Source organism: Vibrio sp. Hep-1b-8, from assembly GCF_006124995.1.
Taxonomy (GTDB): domain Bacteria; phylum Pseudomonadota; class Gammaproteobacteria; order Enterobacterales; family Vibrionaceae; genus Vibrio.
This window is the reverse complement of the sequence record NZ_QEWN01000113.1, coordinates 39,135-56,528: the sequence shown is the minus strand read 5'-3', so window position 1 is coordinate 56,528 and position 17,394 is coordinate 39,135. Positions and strand designations below refer to the sequence as shown.

The window sequence follows — 17,394 nt, the reverse complement described above, 5'->3', positions numbered from 1 at the left end:
TAAGTGGCAATTACCAGCTAGCCTTACGAAGACCCGGAATCTCGCCTTTCATGCAAGCTTCACGAACCTTAATACGGCTTAGACCGAACTTACGTAGGTAACCGTGTGGACGACCAGTTTGGTTGCAACGGTTGCGCTGACGTGATGCACTTGAATCACGTGGAAGAGATTGCAGTTTAAGAACCGCATTCCAACGTTCTTCTTCTGATGCGTTTACATCGCTAATGATAGCTTTAAGCGCTGAACGCTTTTCAGCGAACTTAGCTACAAGCTTCGCACGTTTTGCTTCACGTGCTTTCATTGAATTTTTAGCCATAACAGTAACCCTTCACCTTACTTACGGAATGGGAAGTTAAAGGCAGCCAGCAGAGCACGGCCTTCCTCATCAGTACCAGCAGACGTCGTAATAGTGATGTCTAGACCGCGTACTCGATCAACTTTATCAAAGTCGATTTCCGGGAAGATGATTTGCTCGCGAACGCCCATGCTGTAGTTACCGCGTCCGTCAAAAGACTTAGCGCTAACGCCACGGAAGTCACGTACACGTGGAAGAGCGATTGAAATTAAACGCTCAAGAAAATCCCACATACGTTCGCCACGCAAGGTTACTTTACAACCGATAGGGTAGCCTTCACGGATTTTGAAACCTGCAACAGATTTACGCGCTTTAGTGATAAGAGGCTTTTGACCAGAGATCGTTGCCATATCAGCAGCTGCGTTTTCTAGCAGTTTCTTATCGTTGATTGCTTCACCAACACCCATGTTTAGGGTGATTTTCTCGATTCTAGGGACTTGCATGACGCTTGTGTAGCTAAACTGTTTGGTCAGTTCAGCGACTACAGACGACTTGTAGTAATCATGCAGTTTCGCCATAGTAGAACTCCAAATTACTTCTATTAGTTAGAAACGATTTCGTTGTTAGATTTAAAGAAACGAACTTTCTTACCATCTTCAAAACGGAAACCGATACGGTCAGCTTTACCAGTAGCTGCGTTAAAGATTGCAACGTTAGAAGCATCAATAGCTGCTTCTTGTTCAACGATGCCACCTTGTTGACCTAGAGCCGGAACCGGCTTTTGGTGCTTCTTAACAAGGTTGATACCTTCAACGATAACTTTACCAGTTGCTAGAACCTTAGTTACTTTACCTTTCTTGCCTTTGTCTTTACCAGCAAGAACGATTACTTCGTCATTACGACGGATTTTAGCTGCCATTTCTACGTGCTCCTTACAGAACTTCTGGAGCCAGTGAAACGATCTTCATGAACTTATCGCCACGAAGCTCACGTGTCACAGGGCCAAAGATACGTGTACCGATAGGTTGCTCAGTATTGTCATTAAGCAATACACAAGCATTACGGTCGAAGCGAATGACAGAACCGTCTGGACGACGAACGCCTTTGCGAGTGCGCACGACAACCGCCTTCAGAACATCACCTTTCTTAACTTTACCGCGAGGAATAGCTTCCTTCACAGTAACTTTGATGACGTCACCGATATGTGCATAACGGCGGTGTGAGCCACCCAGGACCTTAATACACATTACCTTGCGCGCGCCAGAGTTATCAGCTGCGTCAAGTGTACTTTGCATTTGGATCATTGTTAGTGCTCCGCTAAATATTAATAACTAGACCCATCACGGGTCGGGCTGCCTCTTTAAAAGGGACGCGAATTGTACCACCCTTTTTTGTGATTGGGTAGTCAAAAAATAAACGGCCCCAAAATAATTTTGGAGCCGTTTAATTTCATAGAATTAGCTAAGGATTAACCTTTCACTTTTTCTAGAACTTTTACCAAAGTCCAAGACTTAGTCTTAGACAGTGGACGACACTCTGCGATTTCAACTTTGTCGCCTAGGCCACATTCGTTGTTTTCGTCATGTGCGTGTACTTTAGTCGTACGCTTTACGAATTTACCGTAAATTGGGTGTTTAACCATGCGTTCGATAGCAACAACGATAGACTTGTCCATCTTGTCGCTAACTACACGACCTTGTTGAGTACGTTTTACTTCGCTCATTATGCGCCTGCCTTCTCAGTCAAAACAGTTTTCACACGTGCGATATCACGGCGTACAGCTTTCAGAGTATGAGTTTGCTGTAGCTGACCAGTTGCAGCTTGCATGCGCAAGTTGAACTGTTCGCGTAGCAAATTCAATAGCTCAGCGTTAAGCTCTTCAACGCTTTTCTCGCGTAGATCTTGTGCTTTCATCACATCACCTGCTTAGTTACAAATGTAGTTTTGAATGGCAGTTTGCGAGCCGCTAGACGGAACGCTTCACGAGCCAATTCTTCAGGTACACCACCCATTTCGTACATAACCTTACCAGGTTGGATTTGGGCTACCCAGTACTCAACGTTACCTTTACCCTTACCTTGACGAACTTCAAGTGGTTTTTCTGTGATAGGTTTGTCTGGGAACACACGGATCCAGATTTTACCTTGACGCTTAACGTGACGTGTCATTGCACGACGTGCCGCTTCGATTTGACGAGCAGTTAGACGACCACGGCCTACAGCTTTAAGACCGAATTCGCCGAAGCTTACATCAGTACCTTTAGCTAGACCACGGTTACGACCAGTCTGAACCTTACGGAACTTAGTACGTTTAGGTTGTAGCATCTGTCGACTCCTTACTTACGGCCTTTGCGCTGCTTCTTAGGCTTATCGCCTTTAGGCTCTACAGCGTTAGCTGCTGGCATACCGCCTAGAATCTCACCTTTGAAGATCCAAACTTTAATGCCGATCACACCGTATTGAGTGTGAGCCGAAGAAGTTGCGTAATCAATGTCAGCACGTAGAGTGTGTAGAGGTACACGACCTTCACGGTACCACTCAGAACGTGCGATTTCAGCGCCGCCTAGACGACCGCTTACTTCTACTTTGATGCCTTTAGCGCCTAGACGCATAGCGTTTTGTACCGCGCGCTTCATAGCACGACGGAACATAACACGACGCTCTAGCTGAGACGCGATGCTATCACCAACAAGCTGTGCATCTAACTCAGGTTTACGTACTTCAGCGATGTTAATTTGCGCTGGTACACCTGCGATTTTAGCTACAGCTGCACGTAGTTTTTCTACGTCTTCACCTTTCTTACCGATTACTACGCCTGGACGAGCAGTGTGAATAGTCACACGGATGCTCTTAGCAGGACGCTCGATAACGATGCGTGAAAGTGATGCTTTTTTCAGTTCACTTGTAAGGAACTGACGTACCTTGAAGTCGCCGTCTAGGTTGTCAGCGAATTCTTTGGTGTTAGCAAACCATGTAGCATTCCAAGGCTTAACGATGCCTAAACGAATACCATTAGGATGTACTTTTTGACCCATTGCTTACTCTCCTAGTCTCTTAGCGATCTGCTACAACAACAGTGATGTGGCTTGAACGCTTCAAGATACGATCCGCACGACCTTTAGCACGAGGCATAATACGCTTCATGATTGGGCCTTCATCTACGAAGATTTTTGCGACATTTAGATCGTCAATATCTGCGCCTTCATTGTGCTCCGCGTTAGCGATAGCTGACTCAAGAACTTTCTTGATCAGTTCAGCAGCTTTTTTGTTGCTGAAAGTCAGGATTTCTAGAGCCTGGTCTACAGATTTTCCACGAATTTGGTCCGCAACTAAGCGAGCTTTCTGAGGCGAAATGCGAGCAAAGTTATGTTTAGCTAGTGCTTCCATCATCTACTCCTTAACGCTTCTTAGCTTTCTTATCCACGACATGGCCGCGGTAAGTACGTGTTGGTGCGAATTCACCCAGTTTGTGACCGATCATTTCTTCGGTTACGAATACTGGTACGTGCTGACGACCATTATGGACAGCGATGGTCAAACCGATCATCGTAGGGATGATCATTGAACGACGGGACCAAGTCTTAATAGGCTTTTTGTCTCCGCTTTCCACCGCTTTCTCTACCTTCTTCAGCAAGTGTAGGTCAATAAATGGACCTTTCTTGAGAGAACGTGGCATGGCGATTCCTCTTTAAATAGATTACTTGTTACGACGACGTACGATGTACTTGTCAGTGCGTTTGTTCTTACGAGTCTTGAAGCCTTTAGTTGGCTGACCCCATGGTGAAACTGGGTGACGACCACCAGAAGTACGGCCTTCACCACCACCGTGTGGGTGGTCTACTGGGTTCATCACAACACCACGAACGGTTGGACGAACACCGCGCCAGCGGTTAGCACCAGCTTTACCAAGTTCACGTAGCATGTGCTCAGAGTTACCAACTTCACCGATTGTTGCACGGCCTTCAGATAGTACTTTGCGCATTTCGCCAGAACGTAGACGGATAGTTACGTATGCACCGTCGCGAGCAACGATTTGAGCATATGCACCAGCCGAACGAGCTAGCTGACCACCTTTACCAGGTTTTAGTTCAACGTTGTGTACAGTTGAACCTACTGGGATGTTACGCATTGGTAGAGTGTTACCAGCTTTGATTGGTGCATCAACACCAGACTGGATAGCATCACCAGCTTGAACACCTTTAGGTGCTAGGATGTAACGACGCTCACCGTCTGCGTACAGAACTAGAGCGATGTTAGCGCTACGGTTTGGATCGTATTCTAGACGCTCAACTTTCGCTGGGATACCGTCTTTAGTACGTTTGAAGTCAATTACACGGTAGTGGTGCTTGTGACCACCGCCGATGTGACGTACTGTAATACGACCGTTGTTGTTACGACCACCATTCTTAGAGTTTTTCTCTAGAAGAGGTGCGTATGGCTTGCCCTTGTGTAGGTCAGCGTTAACAACTTTAACAACGTGACGACGACCAGGGGAAGTCGGCTTACATTTAACAATAGCCATTTCTCAACTACTCCTGTTATTCCGCGCCGCCAACGAAGTCAAGATCTTGACCTTCTTTCAAAGTAACGTACGCTTTCTTAACGTCGCTGCGGCGACCTTGGCGTAGACCTTGACGTTTGGTCTTACCCTTATTGATAAGAGTATTTACAGACTTAACTTCAACTTCAAATAGCTTTTCTACAGCTGCTTTGATCTCTTTTTTAGTTGCATCTTTAGCTACTTTGAAAACGATAGTGTTCGCTTTCTCAGCTGCCATAGTTGCTTTTTCAGAGATGTGCGGTGCACGTAGAACTTTTAGGATACGCTCTTCAGTGATCATGCTAGCATCTCCTCAACTTGCTTAACTGCGTCTGCAGTCATTACAACTTTGTCGAACGCGATTAGAGACACTGGGTCGATACCAGCTACGTCACGTGCGTCAACTTTGTATAGGTTACGAGCAGCTAGGAATAGATTTTCATCTACTTCGCTAGTCACGATTAGAGCGTCTGTTAGCTCAAGCTCTTTCAGCTTAGCTACAAGCTCTTTAGTTTTTGGTGCTTCTACTGAGAAGTTATCAACAACGATTAGACGCTCTTGACGAACTAGCTCAGAAAGAATGCTCTTCATAGCACCACGGTACATTTTTTTGTTTACTTTTTGGCTGTGATCTTGTGGTTTCGCAGCAAAAGTAACACCACCTGTACGCCAGATTGGGCTACGAATTGTACCAGCACGAGCACGGCCAGTACCTTTTTGACGCCATGGCTTAGCGCCACCGCCAGATACTTCAGAACGTGTTTTCTGAGCACGTGTACCTTGACGAGCACCTGCTGCGTATGCAACAACTACTTGGTGTACAAGAGCTTCGTTAAACTCACGTCCGAAAGTAGTTTCGGAAACAGTTAGTGCATCAGCACCTTTAACCATTAGTTCCATTACTTACTCCTGAGACGTTATGCTTTAACAGCTGGTTTAACGATCACGTTGCCGCCAGTTGCGCCTGGGACTGCACCTTTAATAAGAAGCAGGTTGCGCTCAGCGTCAACACGTACGATCTCTAGGTTTTGAGTCGTTACACGCTCAGCACCCATGTGACCTGCCATTTTCTTGCCTTTAAATACGCGACCTGGAGTCTGACATTGACCGATAGAACCAGGAGCACGGTGAGACAATGAGTTACCGTGAGTAGCATCTTGAGTGCGGAAGTTCCAACGCTTAACAGCGCCTTGGAAACCTTTACCTTTAGATGTACCAGTAACGTCTACTTTCTTAGTATCGTTGAATAGTTCAACTGTTAGCTCAGCGCCAACTGCAAACTCTTCACCGTTTTCCAAACGGAATTCCCAAAGACCACGACCAGCTTCAACACCTGCTTTAGCAAAGTGACCTGCTTCTGGTTTAGTTACGCGGTTAGCTTTCTTAGCACCAGTAGTAACCTGGATTGCTGCGTAGCCATCTGTCTCAAGAGTTTTAACTTGAGAAACACGGTTAGCTTCAACCTCAACAACTGTTACTGGGATAGAAACGCCTTCTTCAGTAAATACGCGGGTCATGCCCACTTTACGACCGATTAGACCAATCATTCTTCTAATCTCCCTTAACCTAGGCTAATTTGAACGTCAACGCCCGCAGCAAGGTCTAGACGCATTAGAGCATCAACAGTTTTGTCTGTTGGCTCAACGATGTCGATTAGACGCTTGTGAGTACGAATTTCGTACTGGTCACGTGCTTTCTTGTTAACGTGTGGAGAGATAAGAACTGTGAAACGCTCTTTACGAGTAGGTAGTGGGATTGGACCACGAACCTGTGCGCCAGTGCGCTTAGCTGTTTCAACGATTTCCGCTGTAGAAGCATCGATTAGTTTGTAATCGAAAGCTTTTAGGCGGATACGGATACGTTGGTTCTGCATGAGACAGAGCTCCAATATTAAAAATTACACAAACAATATCGCCACTCAGACTCGTTAAAACGAGAGAATGCCGATTGATTTATGTGAAACCGTAGCATCCAAGATTAGGACGCATTGTCAGTTAATTTTCGATCAACCATCCCTACATGTCAGAGTCACCTCTGGGAATAGTTATTCCGAAGAATAGATAGCTAATTGTATTAACCGCGAACATAAGCTGAGTTTACATTACCCGACAAATCAACAAGATAAGTCAGCTCCTCGCTGCTCATTGGTTCACAACTGGCTTAACCAGTGCGCTGTATTATACAGATCACAGTTTTAGTTGCAATAGGTTGTTGGAAAAATAAACGGGGGACGAGATGCGAGAAAATTTTGAAGGGTTGACAGTGTGGGTCAACCCTTTTTTAGATTCAGACAATTAGACCAAAAGACTAGCCTACACTGCCTGCAACTTTCGACTCGCTCACCACAAGTTCCTCTCGAAGGACGAAGTCCGTTCTAAAATCTCGTAGGGCGAAGCCCGATCTCGGAGCGAAGCGTTCTAGCCGCTATGCGAGTCTCTGGCGTACTGCTTCAAACAAACAGATGCCTGAAGCAACTGATACGTTCAAGCTTGAAACGGTTCCGGCCATAGGGATTTTAATCAGGTCATCACAGGTTTCGCGCGTTAGTCGGCGCATGCCGTCACCCTCAGCCCCCATAACAATAGCAAGTGGGCCAGTCAGTTTCGCTTGATAAATGTCATGAGTCGCTTCACCCGCTGTGCCTACAAACCAAATGCCCTGCTCTTGTAGCGTACGCATTGTACGAGCGAGGTTTGTAACTCGAACTAGCGGTACCATTTCAGCCGCACCACAAGCCACTTTACTTACTGTCGCCGTAATGTTGGCAGAGCGGTCTTTAGGCACAATCACCGCAGCCACGCCAGCCGCGTCAGCATTACGCAAACAAGCACCTAGGTTATGCGGATCAGTGACACCATCTAACACCAATAAAAGCGGAGCTTCGTGTTGAGCAAGGATGTCATCAAGGTCATGTTCGTTGAGCTGTTTCGCTGGCTTAACACGAGCCATAATACCTTGGTGGTTTGCCCCACTCGCTTTTTCGTCCAATGTCTTGCGCGTCATCTGTTGGATCGAAACACCACACACGTTAAGTTCATTGAGGATCGGCATCAGGCGATCGTCTTGGCGACCTTTAAGCACAAACGCTTCAATAAAGCGCTCTGGTTCACGACTTAGTACTGCTTTAACTGCGTGAATACCGTAAATATATTCGTTACTCATTTAAAAACCTGTTCGTTTAGTTCACTGTGCTGCTTTTTTGCTACGTTTGGTCTTCTTCGGCTTATTGCCAGCTTTCTTCTTGCGAGCTTTTGTCACCTTAGGCTTTTTCGCTGCCTCTTTAGGTTCAGGTCGCTTAGTCGGCTCGACTTCAGCCGCCGCTCGTCCACCCTTGGTCGCAACACGTTTTTTCTCTTTGGCTTTTCTCTTTGCCTCTGCGACACGTTTCTTGGCCGTCTTTCCTTCGCCGCGTAGCTTACGACTTGTTTCTACTAATTCAAAGTCTATTTGTCTGTCATCCAGATTGACCGATAGGACTTTCACTTTGACCGCATCACCCAAGCGATAAATCGCACCAAAGCTTTCACCGATAAGTCTTTGACCGATAGGATCAAATTGGTAGTAATCATTAGCAAGTGCCGAAATATGCACTAAACCATCAATGTGCAAATCCGTTAAACGAACAAAGAATCCAAAACCGGTAACATTGGCAATAACGCCTTCTAGCTCTTCACCGACGTGATCTTGCATGTATTCACATTTCAGCCAATCAGAGACTTCACGAGTCGCATCGTCAGCTCGTCGCTCTGTCATCGAACACTGCTCACCGTAAAAATCCATATCATCGAATGAGTAGTGGTATCCCCCTGTCGGTGTCCAACGGTCTTGATTACGCCCCTCTTCTTTCGCGATGAGATACTTGATTGCACGATGTAACAATAAGTCTGGGTAGCGACGAATAGGAGAGGTAAAATGCGCGTAACGTTTCAGTGCCAAACCGAAGTGGCCACAGTTATCCGCGTTGTACACCGCTTGCTTCATTGAACGGAGCAACATGGTTTGAATGAGCTCCCTGTCTTGACGCTCAGCAATCTGTTTAACCAGATCGGCATAGTCTGTTGGTGAAGGCTCCAAACCACCATTGAGGTGCAAGCCCAACTCGCCTAAGAAATCGCGGAAACCTTGTAGGCGAAGCTCACCTGGAGATTCATGAATACGATACAGTGCAGCTTCTTTTGCTTTCTCAACCAAAGATGCTGACGCGATGTTTGCCAAAATCATGCATTCCTCGATGAGCTTATGCGCATCGTTACGAATGACGGGCTCAATACTCTCAATCTTGCGCTCCGCATTGAAAATGAACTTGGTTTCTACCGTTTCGAATTCAATCGCACCACGGTTATCGCGAGCGCGTTTCAGAACTTTATACATTTTGTGCAGTTCTTCTAGGTGAGGAACTAATGGCTCATAACGAGTTCGTAGTTCTTCATTTCCCTCAAGAATGTCATGCACCTTGCTGTAAGTCAGACGAGCATGAGAGTTCATCACCGCTTCGTAGTGTTTGTAGCCCGACAGCTTACCGGACTCTGATATTGTCATTTCACACACCATACACAAGCGGTCAACCTGTGGGTTAAGTGAACAGAGACCATTTGACAGTACTTCTGGCAACATAGGTACAACTTGCGATGGGAAGTAAACTGAGTTACCACGATTTGTTGCTTCTTTATCTAAAGCGGTATCTGGTCTTACGTAGTAGCTCACATCTGCGATGGCGACCCATAAACGCCAACCGCCACCTTTTTTCGCTTCACAGTAAACGGCATCATCGAAGTCACGCGCATCTTCGCCATCGATTGTCACGAGTGGCAGCTCACGGAGGTCAACACGCCCTACTTTGGCTTCTTCAGGCACTTCTTCGCCTAAGTTGGCAATCTGCTTATCAACAGCCTCAGGCCATTCGTGAGGGATCTGATGTGTACGAATCGCAATTTGTGTCTCCATACCCGGCGCCATGTTTTCGCCAAGTACTTCAATAACCTTACCCATCATACCTCGTGAGCGCGTTCCGCGATCGGTGATCTCGATAACAACGACATTACCCATACGTGCACCTGCACGTAAATCGTTCGGGATCAGAATGTCCTGTGAGATTCGAGAGTCATCAGGCACAACATATGAGTAGCCATATTCCATAAAGAAACGTCCTACTATTTGTGTCTGACGCTCTTCTAAAACGCGAACTAACCGACCTTCCTTACGTCCACGCTTAGAGTTTTCTGTTGGCTGAACCAGTACATAATCACCGTGGATGATATTTTTCATTTGGTGATGAGGCAGAACAATATCATTATCCTTGCCCACACTGCCTTCTGGACGAACCCAACCATGACCATCTTTGTGGCCAATTACGTAGCCCTTCACCATCTCCAGTTTTTCTGGCAAGGCGTAGCACTGACGACGCGTAAAGACCAGTTGTCCATCACGCTCCATCGCACGCAGTCTACGACGCAGACCTTCATAGTGCTCTTCTCCATTCAACTGCAATGCGTCAAATAGATCATTTCGGTTCATGGGAACACCCGCTTGATGCAAAAACTCAAGAATAAACTCTCGGCTTGGGATTGGGTTTTCGTAGTTCTCCGACTCGCGATCTGCAAATGGGTCGTTAGGAATAATGTCTGACATAGGCGCGCCTAATAAAGGAAGGAATTTAAATCTAGTATATCTGACTCACTGATTAAGCTACAGGTAAGTCGAAACAAATTCTTGAAATTTCACTGCCTTTTCATCAGCACTATAGTTTGCTAAAAAACAACAATGCCCAGCGAAAGCTAGGCATTGTGTTGTTAGGTTATGGTCACCGGAGTGCAATCGGATAACTCTCTACCAGAATGTGTCGCGCTTCTTAGCTCGGGCAACAATGTTCTGCGGCATTCGTCGCTCTAATCCCTGCCTAAGTACACTAATACGCTTATGGGTTCGCTGGTCTGCCGTCACCGAATTATAAAGCCAGCGATAAGCATCTTCGTAATCAAGTGGACTCCCATAATCACGCAGCAATAGCTCCGCCAAATGAATACGAGCATTGAGGTTTCCCATCGATGCCGCTTCACGCAAATATGGAATCGCACGTTCTTTATCTTGCTGAACTAATGTTCCACGAGAATAGTAACGACCAATTTGTTCAAGTGCGGCGGGCAAACCTTGATGAGCAGCATTTTCCATGTAATAGAGACCTAGCTCTACATCCTGATCAACACAGACCCCCCACGCTAGCATATCTCCGTATAAAAACTCATACGCAGGTAAGCTAATGCGAGTCGCACGTGCAACAATATCCTCAACAAGCTGGCAGTTATCGGCTTTAACGCGTTCTAAATGCTGGTTGTTGTTGATAAGGTTAATTAGTTCGGCTTCGGTATAAATTGGTATCGGCTCACCGATCTCAGACAACTCATTTGCCTGTACCACTGAGGCACTAAACGCCAACACCATCGAAGCAGCTAATTTTCTTAGCTTCATTTTCTGCACTCTTAACTTCGACTATGGACACTAACCCAAGGTCAGCATCAGATTTGCCACTTACGCGGCAAGCTTGATACTAGTATCGGCAATTGGTGCTAACTCTTTAATCAAAATTGCCGCTCTATGGCAAATTGTTGCCATAAGTATCGAGAATCGCAAGAAAAATAGACATAAAAAAACCGGTGCTTAGCACCGGTTTCTAATAACTGATAACAATCAATAATTAAGATTCGAATGGGTGAACCTTGATGATTGTTTCGTTACGGTCAGGACCAGTAGAGATGATATCTACCGTTACGCCTGTTAGCTCTTCAATACGCTTGATGTAATCTAGAGCCGCTTTTGGTAGCGCATCAATAGATGTCGCGCCAAATGTGTTCTCTGACCAACCTGGCATAGTTTCGTAGATTGGTGTCGCTTCTTCAAATGCTTCTGCAGCCATTGGAGAAACTTCTAGGATAGAACCATCTTTCATCTTGTAGCCAGTACAGATTTTTAGCTCTTCCAAACCATCTAGAACGTCTAGTTTAGTTAGACAGAAACCAGAAATAGAGTTGATTTGTACCGCACGGCGCATTGCAACAGCATCGAACCAACCAGTACGACGTAGACGACCCGTTGTCGCGCCGAACTCTTGACCAACACTACCAAGGTGCTTACCTACTGGGTCTTGCTTATCTAGACCATCGTAAAGTTCTGTTGGGAATGGACCAGAACCTACGCGAGTACAGTACGCTTTAGTAATACCAAGAATGTAACCGATGTGACGAGGACCGAAACCAGAACCCGCAGCAACGCCACCAGCAGTTGTGTTAGAAGAAGTTACGTATGGGTATGTACCGTGGTCGATATCTAGTAGTGTACCTTGAGCACCTTCAAACATGATCTTGTCGCCGCGCTTACGTGCTGCATCAAGTTCATTAGTTACGTCGATAACCATAGAAGTAAGTAGGTCAGCGTAACCCATGCATTGCTCTAGAACTTCGTCATAGCTTACTGTTTCAGCTTTGTAGAAGTGCTCTAGCTGGAAGTTATGGAATTCCATTACTTCTTTTAGCTTCTCTGCGAATACTTCTTTATCGAATAGGTCGCCAACACGTAGACCGCGACGAGCAACTTTATCTTCGTAAGCTGGACCGATACCACGACCCGTTGTACCAATTGCTTTGTTACCACGAGCGATTTCACGCGCTTGGTCAATAGCGATATGGTAAGGAAGAATTAGAGGACAAGCTTCAGAAACGAAAAGACGCTCACGCACCGGAATACCGCGCTCTTCTAGAGGCTTCATTTCTTTAATTAAAGCTTCAGGTGATAGTACAACACCATTGCCGATAACACATTTGATGTTATCGCGAAGGATACCTGATGGAATCAAGTGAAGAACGGTTTTTTGACCGTCAATGACTAGAGTGTGGCCTGCATTGTGACCGCCTTGGTAACGAACCACATATTTTGCATCTTCAGTTAAAAGGTCAACAATTTTACCTTTACCTTCGTCACCCCATTGGGTGCCTAGAACGACTACGTTATTTCCCATCTTTCCAGTTCTGATTGCTAGTTAAAAATGGATTCTAGCACCGAATCACATTTCTTGCAGTCATTTTTTAATCATGCAAGTGTAATATGGTGCTATTCCATTAGAGATTAATATAAGGCCGAAATAAATCAGTCCGTTAGGTAAACTTTTAGAGCTATCGTCTTTTTTTGGGCTATTCATCAGCATAGATTTTAACGGTCAAATCACCATTAACATCGATACCTGCGCGATACATTCCCGAGCTATTCATCGAGTAATGTAGCTCTCCTTGAGCATCAACTGCGATTAAGCCGCCTTCCCCACCCATTTGTTTTAATTCACCCTGAATAACGGTTTCACACGCGGTATGAACATCTTGTTTCAAATAACGCATTCTAGCTGCTACATCACCAGCGACCGTTTTACGAATAAAGTATTCACCCATACCGGTTGTTGAGACCGCAACATTACCATTCTCTGCGTAAGTTCCCGCACCAATGATCGATGAATCACCAACACGACCATACTTTTTGTTGGTGATGCCACCAGCGCTTGTCGCTGCGGCTAGATTTCCATACTGATCTAAGGCCACGGCGCCAACGGTGCCGTATTTTTTATCATCTGGGTATTTAGATTCTGAGAGAGCAAAGAGCCCTTTCTCTTTCATTGACAGTAGCTGCTCATAGCGACGCTCGGTGAAAAAGTAGTCTTGCTCGGTATACTCATAGCCGAGTTCAAAAGCGAACTCCTCTGCTCCGTCGCCAATCAGCAATACATGATTGCTGTTTTTCATAACATCACGCGCAAGCTCAATGGGATTGCGAACATGGCGAACTCCAGCAACAGCGCCTGCATCTAGCTCTTTACCGTGCATGACTGAAGCATCCATTTCAACCATCTCTTTGTGGGTCAATACAGATCCTCTACCAGCGTTGAAGTTTACCGAATCCTCTAAAACCTTGACCGCAGCGACGACCGCATCTAGTGCATCGCCTGATTCGAGTAGTATTTTATGACCAGCACGAACAGACGTTTCTAGATCGGCCAAAATCGAAGCTTTCAGCTCTTCACTCATCTGCTCACGTAAAATAGTCCCTGCACCGCCATGAATAGCGATAGAGAAAGGTTGAGTCATCGTCGATATCTCCAGTACATCTCGCGGGTTTAATCATAAAAAAAGGCGCTTCCCAACATAATGGGAAACGCCTTCTCTAACGCTTAGCTAGACACTAACAATTAGTGTGAGCCACAGCTACCGCCACCGCAGCAGCCATCTTTTTTCTCAGCACCGTGGTCATGACCTTCGCCACCACAACAGCCACCCTCGTGGTCATGGTCATGACCACAGCCACCCGCTTGATGAACGTGGCCGTGTTCGATTTCTTCTTGAGTCGCTTCACGTACCGCTACAACTTCCACGTCAAATGTTAGCGTTTGACCTGCAAGCATGTGGTTGCCATCAACAACCACTTCATCGCCATCAACTTCTGTTACTTCAACAGGGATTGGACCTTGGTCTGTATCCGCTAGGAAACGCATACCTACTTCAATCTGGTCAACACCTTGGAATACTTCCGCTGGAACGCGTTGTACTAGTGCGTCGTTGTGCTCACCGTAAGCTTCTTCTGGAGAAACTGTCACAGAGAACTTAGCACCTGCTTCTTTACCTTCTAGCGCTGTTTCAAGACCAGTGATTAGGTTGTCATTGCCGTGAAGGTAATCTAGTGGCGCTTCAGCTGTAGATTGATCAACGACTACACCGTCTTCCAGTTTTACTTGGTAAGCAAGACTTACAACTACGTTCTTTTCAATTTTCATATTGACTCCAAGGAGGATAAAGGACCCTAACATTCGTTAGTGTCGGCATACTTTCTACGGGGCATATTATGGGGATGATTTAGAGAAACACAATCAATCCGGCTTAAAAATACCGATCATATTTTGCCCACCATGGTCGCTACTATCAACCGATTGTGGTGTACGTTGATCCTGATGACCGCACTCAACACACTCTACTAATTCAATATTATTCTCTATCCACCAGCGTAAAGTGTCTTGTTGTGAACACTTTGGACAACTAGCGCCTGCGATAAATCTTTTCTTCATTTCTCTCGTTTCACTGTTAATCCCAGAAGTTTTTTGATTGCTGATCGTTTTCTAACTCACGACCAAAAATCTCTTCCAGTTCTTTTCGGGCTTCTTTGGCTCTTTGGGCCAATTGTTTATCATCATTATGCTGAGGAAGCAGCTCTTTCAGCATAGCATTATCAAGTTTTCTAAAGTGAGCTTCCGCTCTCTTTGCCTGATATGGGTGCATACCTAAACTAACGAGAGCCTGTCGACCAAGATCAAGCGCCCCTAAGAAGGTCTCACGGGAATAACTGTCAACACCTTGGCTCAGTAATTGGTATGCCTCAACACGACTTCGTGCTCGGGCTAATAGTTTCAAGCGCGGAAAATGCGTCTGACACAATCCAATAATCTTCATGATTTCATCAGGTGAATCGGTACAGATTATCATTGCCTCAGCTTTATCCGCACCGGCAGCTCGTAATAAGTCAAGTTGGGTCGCGTCACCATAAAATACTTTGTAGCCATATTTACGCAGTAACTTAATCTGGCTCGCATCACTTTCGAGTACCGTCACTTTAATTTTGTTGGCATACATCAGACGGCCGACAATCTGCCCAAAACGCCCAAAGCCCGCAATAATCACTCTTGGCTGCTTGTTGACGACATCACTTTGCAACCTACCCTCAAGGTCGGTGTTAAGTCCTCGTGCATACCAGCGGCTTTGTGCCATCAATAATAATGGCGTCGTGACCATGGATAAACTGACCACCACCAAAAGAAACGCGGTTTGCTGTTGGTCGAGTAATCCTTCACTACTTGCTGCGGTAAAAATAACGAATGCGAACTCGCCACCCTGACTAAGAATTGCCGCCATTTTGCTGCGAGATTTCGCTCGACTACCAGACAAACGCGCAAGTAGGTAAAGAATCAGACCTTTTACAACCACTAAACCAATGACCGCAGACAGCACGGCAATGGGTTGCAAAGCCAACAGACCAAGATTCACCGCCATACCAACAGCGATAAAGAACAACCCAAGCAACAGCCCTTTGAACGGTTCGATGGCAATTTCTAGCTCATGTCGATACTCACTTTCCGCCAAGAGAACCCCGGCAAGAAACGTCCCCAACGCCATAGACAGACCGAGTTGCTTCATTGATAAGGCAATGCCAATCACAAGCAGCAATGCAGCTACGGTAAAGAGTTCACGTACACCACTGAGTACAACATATCGAAACAGAGGTCTCAGTAGGAAGTGGCCGCCAATTAATAACCCCCCTACGCCTGCAAGCATCCATATCGCATCAAGCCAATCTCCGGCGGTATTCCCAGCTAAGACAGGAAGCAGTGCAAGCATTGGGATCACAGCAATGTCTTGAAATAGTAAGACCGCAAAACCTGATTGACCTGTTTCACTGCCTCCCAAACCTTGCTCTTCAATGACTTTTAAGGCGATAGCGGTGGATGACAACGCGAGTCCCATGCCAATAGTTAAACTGGTTTGCCAAGATGCTCCCACAACATAGGCAACGCTGGCGATGACTGAGGTTGTCACCACGACTTGTGCACCACCTAATCCAAGGATAGGGCCTTTCATTTGAAGCAGTTTTTTCGGATTTAATTCGAGTCCAATCAGAAACAGCAGCAACACCACGCCAAACTCAGCAAAATGAAGAATAGCGTCGACATCTTTGATTAAACCAAGCCCCCACGGGCCGATGGCAACACCCGCCAATAGATAGCCAAGAACGGAACCGAGACCAAGGCGTTGAGCAAGAGGAACAGCAACAACAGCTGCGGTCAGAAAAATAACGCTACTCTGTAGAAAATCATTCTCAAGCGCCATTTTCACCTCCCACCATCTCCGCAACTTCACTCCGAAGTGGATCACTCAGCCATAGGCGGTAACGCTCAGCATGCTGACAACGTTCCATTTCAGACACATTTCGTGCCCAGTACAAGACCAGTGGTTCTATCCAATGCATCTGGCACAAGGCCGCCGTCAATTCAAATGGTTGCAAAATTTCCGATAGCGGGTAGCGGTTATAACCTGTCTTACCGAAAGCTCCTTCTTGGCCCCCCGTCGTGATCACGCTTCGCCAATATTTACCCTTTAAAGCTTCACCTTTACCAAAGGCAAAGCCTTTTCCAATAACACGGTCTAGCCACTCTTTAAGCAACGCCGGACAGGAATACATAAAGAGCGGATGGTGGAAGACAATCACATCATGCTCAGCCAGTAATTTTTGTTCAGCACTGACATCAATAAAGAAGTCTGGATAATGTGCATAAAGATCGTGCACAGTGACGTGATCAAGCGATTCTATTTTCTTGATCATCATTTGGTTAGCCACAGACGTTTGTGACTCAGGGTGAGCATACAACACCAATACCTTGGGCTTATCGGAGGATAGAGTTTGCATTCGTTCGACAGCAATCCTTTTACTGTTTATAGCCTACTAAGCATTATTTATCGTTATCAGTTTGTTATACGTTGTTA

At 45.9% G+C, this 17,394-nt stretch carries 24 protein-coding genes; all 24 read right to left on the bottom strand.

The window, feature by feature from the left end:
• Nucleotides 1–10: 10 nt before the first annotated feature.
• Nucleotides 11–316, bottom strand: coding sequence for a 30S ribosomal protein S14 (gene rpsN, locus DA100_RS14460; RefSeq protein ID WP_138972781.1), 306 nt, complete (start codon nt 314–316; stop codon nt 11–13).
• Nucleotides 317–333: 17 nt separating this feature from the next.
• Nucleotides 334–873 (bottom strand): 50S ribosomal protein L5, encoded by a 540-nt coding sequence (gene rplE, locus DA100_RS14455; RefSeq protein WP_005450569.1) that lies wholly within the window; start codon nt 871–873, stop codon nt 334–336.
• Between the two features lie 23 nt (nt 874–896).
• The gene (gene rplX, locus DA100_RS14450; protein WP_004745885.1) at nt 897–1,214 is read right to left on the bottom strand and encodes a 50S ribosomal protein L24; all 318 of its coding nucleotides are present in this window, start codon (nt 1,212–1,214) and stop codon (nt 897–899) included.
• Nucleotides 1,215–1,227: 13 nt separating this feature from the next.
• Nucleotides 1,228–1,599, bottom strand: coding sequence for a 50S ribosomal protein L14 (gene rplN / locus DA100_RS14445; protein WP_004745883.1), 372 nt, complete (start codon nt 1,597–1,599; stop codon nt 1,228–1,230).
• A 164-nt stretch (nt 1,600–1,763) separates the two neighbouring features.
• Nucleotides 1,764–2,018 carry a 30S ribosomal protein S17 gene (rpsQ, locus tag DA100_RS14440; RefSeq protein WP_138972780.1) on the bottom strand — a complete coding sequence of 85 codons (255 nt, stop codon included), beginning with the start codon at nt 2,016–2,018 and terminating at the stop codon, nt 1,764–1,766.
• Complete coding sequence (gene rpmC / locus DA100_RS14435; RefSeq protein WP_004410456.1) at nt 2,018–2,209, bottom strand: 50S ribosomal protein L29; 192 nt, start codon at nt 2,207–2,209, stop codon at nt 2,018–2,020. Before rpmC ends, rpsQ begins: the two co-directional genes overlap by 1 nt.
• Nucleotides 2,209–2,619, bottom strand: a complete 411-nt coding sequence (gene rplP, locus DA100_RS14430; protein ID WP_005379577.1) for a 50S ribosomal protein L16 — start codon at nt 2,617–2,619, stop codon at nt 2,209–2,211. Before rplP ends, rpmC begins: the two co-directional genes overlap by 1 nt.
• Before the next feature lie 11 nt (nt 2,620–2,630).
• Nucleotides 2,631–3,329: a 30S ribosomal protein S3 gene (rpsC, locus tag DA100_RS14425; RefSeq protein WP_114787361.1), complete on the bottom strand. Its 699-nt coding sequence runs from the start codon at nt 3,327–3,329 to the stop codon at nt 2,631–2,633.
• 19 nt (nt 3,330–3,348) lie between these two features.
• Complete coding sequence (rplV, locus tag DA100_RS14420) at nt 3,349–3,681, bottom strand: 50S ribosomal protein L22 (protein WP_004410462.1); 333 nt, start codon at nt 3,679–3,681, stop codon at nt 3,349–3,351.
• Between the two features lie 10 nt (nt 3,682–3,691).
• Nucleotides 3,692–3,970 carry a 30S ribosomal protein S19 gene (gene rpsS, locus DA100_RS14415; RefSeq protein ID WP_004745876.1) on the bottom strand — a complete coding sequence of 93 codons (279 nt, stop codon included), beginning with the start codon at nt 3,968–3,970 and terminating at the stop codon, nt 3,692–3,694.
• Nucleotides 3,971–3,991: 21 nt separating this feature from the next.
• Nucleotides 3,992–4,816, bottom strand: a complete 825-nt coding sequence (rplB, locus tag DA100_RS14410) for a 50S ribosomal protein L2 (protein ID WP_138972779.1) — start codon at nt 4,814–4,816, stop codon at nt 3,992–3,994.
• A gap of 16 nt (nt 4,817–4,832) precedes the next feature.
• Entirely contained in the window at nt 4,833–5,135 is a 303-nt protein-coding gene (gene rplW, locus DA100_RS14405; protein WP_093278415.1) for a 50S ribosomal protein L23, read from the bottom strand.
• The gene (gene rplD / locus DA100_RS14400; protein WP_138972778.1) at nt 5,132–5,734 is read right to left on the bottom strand and encodes a 50S ribosomal protein L4; all 603 of its coding nucleotides are present in this window, start codon (nt 5,732–5,734) and stop codon (nt 5,132–5,134) included. The genes rplW and rplD overlap by 4 nt, the downstream gene beginning before the upstream one ends.
• Nucleotides 5,735–5,751: 17 nt before the next feature.
• Nucleotides 5,752–6,381: a 50S ribosomal protein L3 gene (gene rplC, locus DA100_RS14395; protein ID WP_138972777.1), complete on the bottom strand. Its 630-nt coding sequence runs from the start codon at nt 6,379–6,381 to the stop codon at nt 5,752–5,754.
• A gap of 14 nt (nt 6,382–6,395) precedes the next feature.
• Complete coding sequence (gene rpsJ / locus DA100_RS14390) at nt 6,396–6,707, bottom strand: 30S ribosomal protein S10 (protein WP_004410492.1); 312 nt, start codon at nt 6,705–6,707, stop codon at nt 6,396–6,398.
• A gap of 551 nt (nt 6,708–7,258) precedes the next feature.
• Nucleotides 7,259–7,996 (bottom strand): 23S rRNA (guanosine(2251)-2'-O)-methyltransferase RlmB, encoded by a 738-nt coding sequence (rlmB, locus tag DA100_RS14385; protein ID WP_138972776.1) that lies wholly within the window; start codon nt 7,994–7,996, stop codon nt 7,259–7,261.
• Between the two features lie 21 nt (nt 7,997–8,017).
• Nucleotides 8,018–10,462, bottom strand: coding sequence for a ribonuclease R (gene rnr, locus DA100_RS14380; protein ID WP_138972775.1), 2,445 nt, complete (start codon nt 10,460–10,462; stop codon nt 8,018–8,020).
• Between the two features lie 198 nt (nt 10,463–10,660).
• The gene (locus DA100_RS14375; RefSeq protein ID WP_138972774.1) at nt 10,661–11,299 is read right to left on the bottom strand and encodes a tetratricopeptide repeat protein; all 639 of its coding nucleotides are present in this window, start codon (nt 11,297–11,299) and stop codon (nt 10,661–10,663) included.
• A 226-nt stretch (nt 11,300–11,525) separates the two neighbouring features.
• Complete coding sequence (locus tag DA100_RS14370; RefSeq protein ID WP_138972773.1) at nt 11,526–12,842, bottom strand: adenylosuccinate synthase; 1,317 nt, start codon at nt 12,840–12,842, stop codon at nt 11,526–11,528.
• 172 nt (nt 12,843–13,014) lie between these two features.
• A complete protein-coding gene (locus DA100_RS14365) occupies nt 13,015–13,956 on the bottom strand; it encodes an isoaspartyl peptidase/L-asparaginase (RefSeq protein ID WP_138972772.1) in 942 nt (313 codons plus the stop codon).
• A gap of 101 nt (nt 13,957–14,057) precedes the next feature.
• Entirely contained in the window at nt 14,058–14,639 is a 582-nt protein-coding gene (gene slyD / locus DA100_RS14360; protein WP_138972771.1) for a peptidylprolyl isomerase, read from the bottom strand.
• Between the two features lie 93 nt (nt 14,640–14,732).
• A complete protein-coding gene (locus DA100_RS14355; RefSeq protein WP_138972770.1) occupies nt 14,733–14,927 on the bottom strand; it encodes a YheV family putative zinc ribbon protein in 195 nt (64 codons plus the stop codon).
• A gap of 16 nt (nt 14,928–14,943) precedes the next feature.
• The gene (gene kefB, locus DA100_RS14350) at nt 14,944–16,740 is read right to left on the bottom strand and encodes a glutathione-regulated potassium-efflux system protein KefB (RefSeq protein ID WP_138972769.1); all 1,797 of its coding nucleotides are present in this window, start codon (nt 16,738–16,740) and stop codon (nt 14,944–14,946) included.
• Entirely contained in the window at nt 16,730–17,317 is a 588-nt protein-coding gene (gene kefG, locus DA100_RS14345; RefSeq protein WP_138972768.1) for a glutathione-regulated potassium-efflux system ancillary protein KefG, read from the bottom strand. The genes kefB and kefG overlap by 11 nt, the downstream gene beginning before the upstream one ends.
• Nucleotides 17,318–17,394 lie beyond the last annotated feature (77 nt).

What these genes read in the sequence shown, in the direction of transcription:
- DA100_RS14375 (WP_138972774.1), bottom strand. Translation starts at nt 11,299, where the DNA reads ATGAAGCTAAGAAAATTAGCTGCTTCGATGGTGTTGGCGTTTAGTGCC.
- slyD (WP_138972771.1), bottom strand. Translation starts at nt 14,639, where the DNA reads ATGAAAATTGAAAAGAACGTAGTTGTAAGTCTTGCTTACCAAGTAAAA.
- rpsS (WP_004745876.1), bottom strand. Translation starts at nt 3,970, where the DNA reads ATGCCACGTTCTCTCAAGAAAGGTCCATTTATTGACCTACACTTGCTG.
- rpsJ (WP_004410492.1), bottom strand. Translation starts at nt 6,707, where the DNA reads ATGCAGAACCAACGTATCCGTATCCGCCTAAAAGCTTTCGATTACAAA.
- rplW (WP_093278415.1), bottom strand. Translation starts at nt 5,135, where the DNA reads ATGATCACTGAAGAGCGTATCCTAAAAGTTCTACGTGCACCGCACATC.
- rplE (WP_005450569.1), bottom strand. Translation starts at nt 873, where the DNA reads ATGGCGAAACTGCATGATTACTACAAGTCGTCTGTAGTCGCTGAACTG.
- rplX (WP_004745885.1), bottom strand. Translation starts at nt 1,214, where the DNA reads ATGGCAGCTAAAATCCGTCGTAATGACGAAGTAATCGTTCTTGCTGGT.
- rplD (WP_138972778.1), bottom strand. Translation starts at nt 5,734, where the DNA reads ATGGAACTAATGGTTAAAGGTGCTGATGCACTAACTGTTTCCGAAACT.
- rpsQ (WP_138972780.1), bottom strand. Translation starts at nt 2,018, where the DNA reads ATGAGCGAAGTAAAACGTACTCAACAAGGTCGTGTAGTTAGCGACAAG.
- rplV (WP_004410462.1), bottom strand. Translation starts at nt 3,681, where the DNA reads ATGGAAGCACTAGCTAAACATAACTTTGCTCGCATTTCGCCTCAGAAA.
- DA100_RS14365 (WP_138972772.1), bottom strand. Translation starts at nt 13,956, where the DNA reads ATGACTCAACCTTTCTCTATCGCTATTCATGGCGGTGCAGGGACTATT.
- rnr (WP_138972775.1), bottom strand. Translation starts at nt 10,462, where the DNA reads ATGTCAGACATTATTCCTAACGACCCATTTGCAGATCGCGAGTCGGAG.
- rpmC (WP_004410456.1), bottom strand. Translation starts at nt 2,209, where the DNA reads ATGAAAGCACAAGATCTACGCGAGAAAAGCGTTGAAGAGCTTAACGCT.
- rplP (WP_005379577.1), bottom strand. Translation starts at nt 2,619, where the DNA reads ATGCTACAACCTAAACGTACTAAGTTCCGTAAGGTTCAGACTGGTCGT.
- rplB (WP_138972779.1), bottom strand. Translation starts at nt 4,816, where the DNA reads ATGGCTATTGTTAAATGTAAGCCGACTTCCCCTGGTCGTCGTCACGTT.
- DA100_RS14355 (WP_138972770.1), bottom strand. Translation starts at nt 14,927, where the DNA reads ATGAAGAAAAGATTTATCGCAGGCGCTAGTTGTCCAAAGTGTTCACAA.
- rplN (WP_004745883.1), bottom strand. Translation starts at nt 1,599, where the DNA reads ATGATCCAAATGCAAAGTACACTTGACGCAGCTGATAACTCTGGCGCG.
- rplC (WP_138972777.1), bottom strand. Translation starts at nt 6,381, where the DNA reads ATGATTGGTCTAATCGGTCGTAAAGTGGGCATGACCCGCGTATTTACT.
- DA100_RS14370 (WP_138972773.1), bottom strand. Translation starts at nt 12,842, where the DNA reads ATGGGAAATAACGTAGTCGTTCTAGGCACCCAATGGGGTGACGAAGGT.
- rlmB (WP_138972776.1), bottom strand. Translation starts at nt 7,996, where the DNA reads ATGAGTAACGAATATATTTACGGTATTCACGCAGTTAAAGCAGTACTA.
- rpsC (WP_114787361.1), bottom strand. Translation starts at nt 3,329, where the DNA reads ATGGGTCAAAAAGTACATCCTAATGGTATTCGTTTAGGCATCGTTAAG.
- kefB (WP_138972769.1), bottom strand. Translation starts at nt 16,740, where the DNA reads ATGGCGCTTGAGAATGATTTTCTACAGAGTAGCGTTATTTTTCTGACC.
- kefG (WP_138972768.1), bottom strand. Translation starts at nt 17,317, where the DNA reads ATGCAAACTCTATCCTCCGATAAGCCCAAGGTATTGGTGTTGTATGCT.
- rpsN (WP_138972781.1), bottom strand. Translation starts at nt 316, where the DNA reads ATGGCTAAAAATTCAATGAAAGCACGTGAAGCAAAACGTGCGAAGCTT.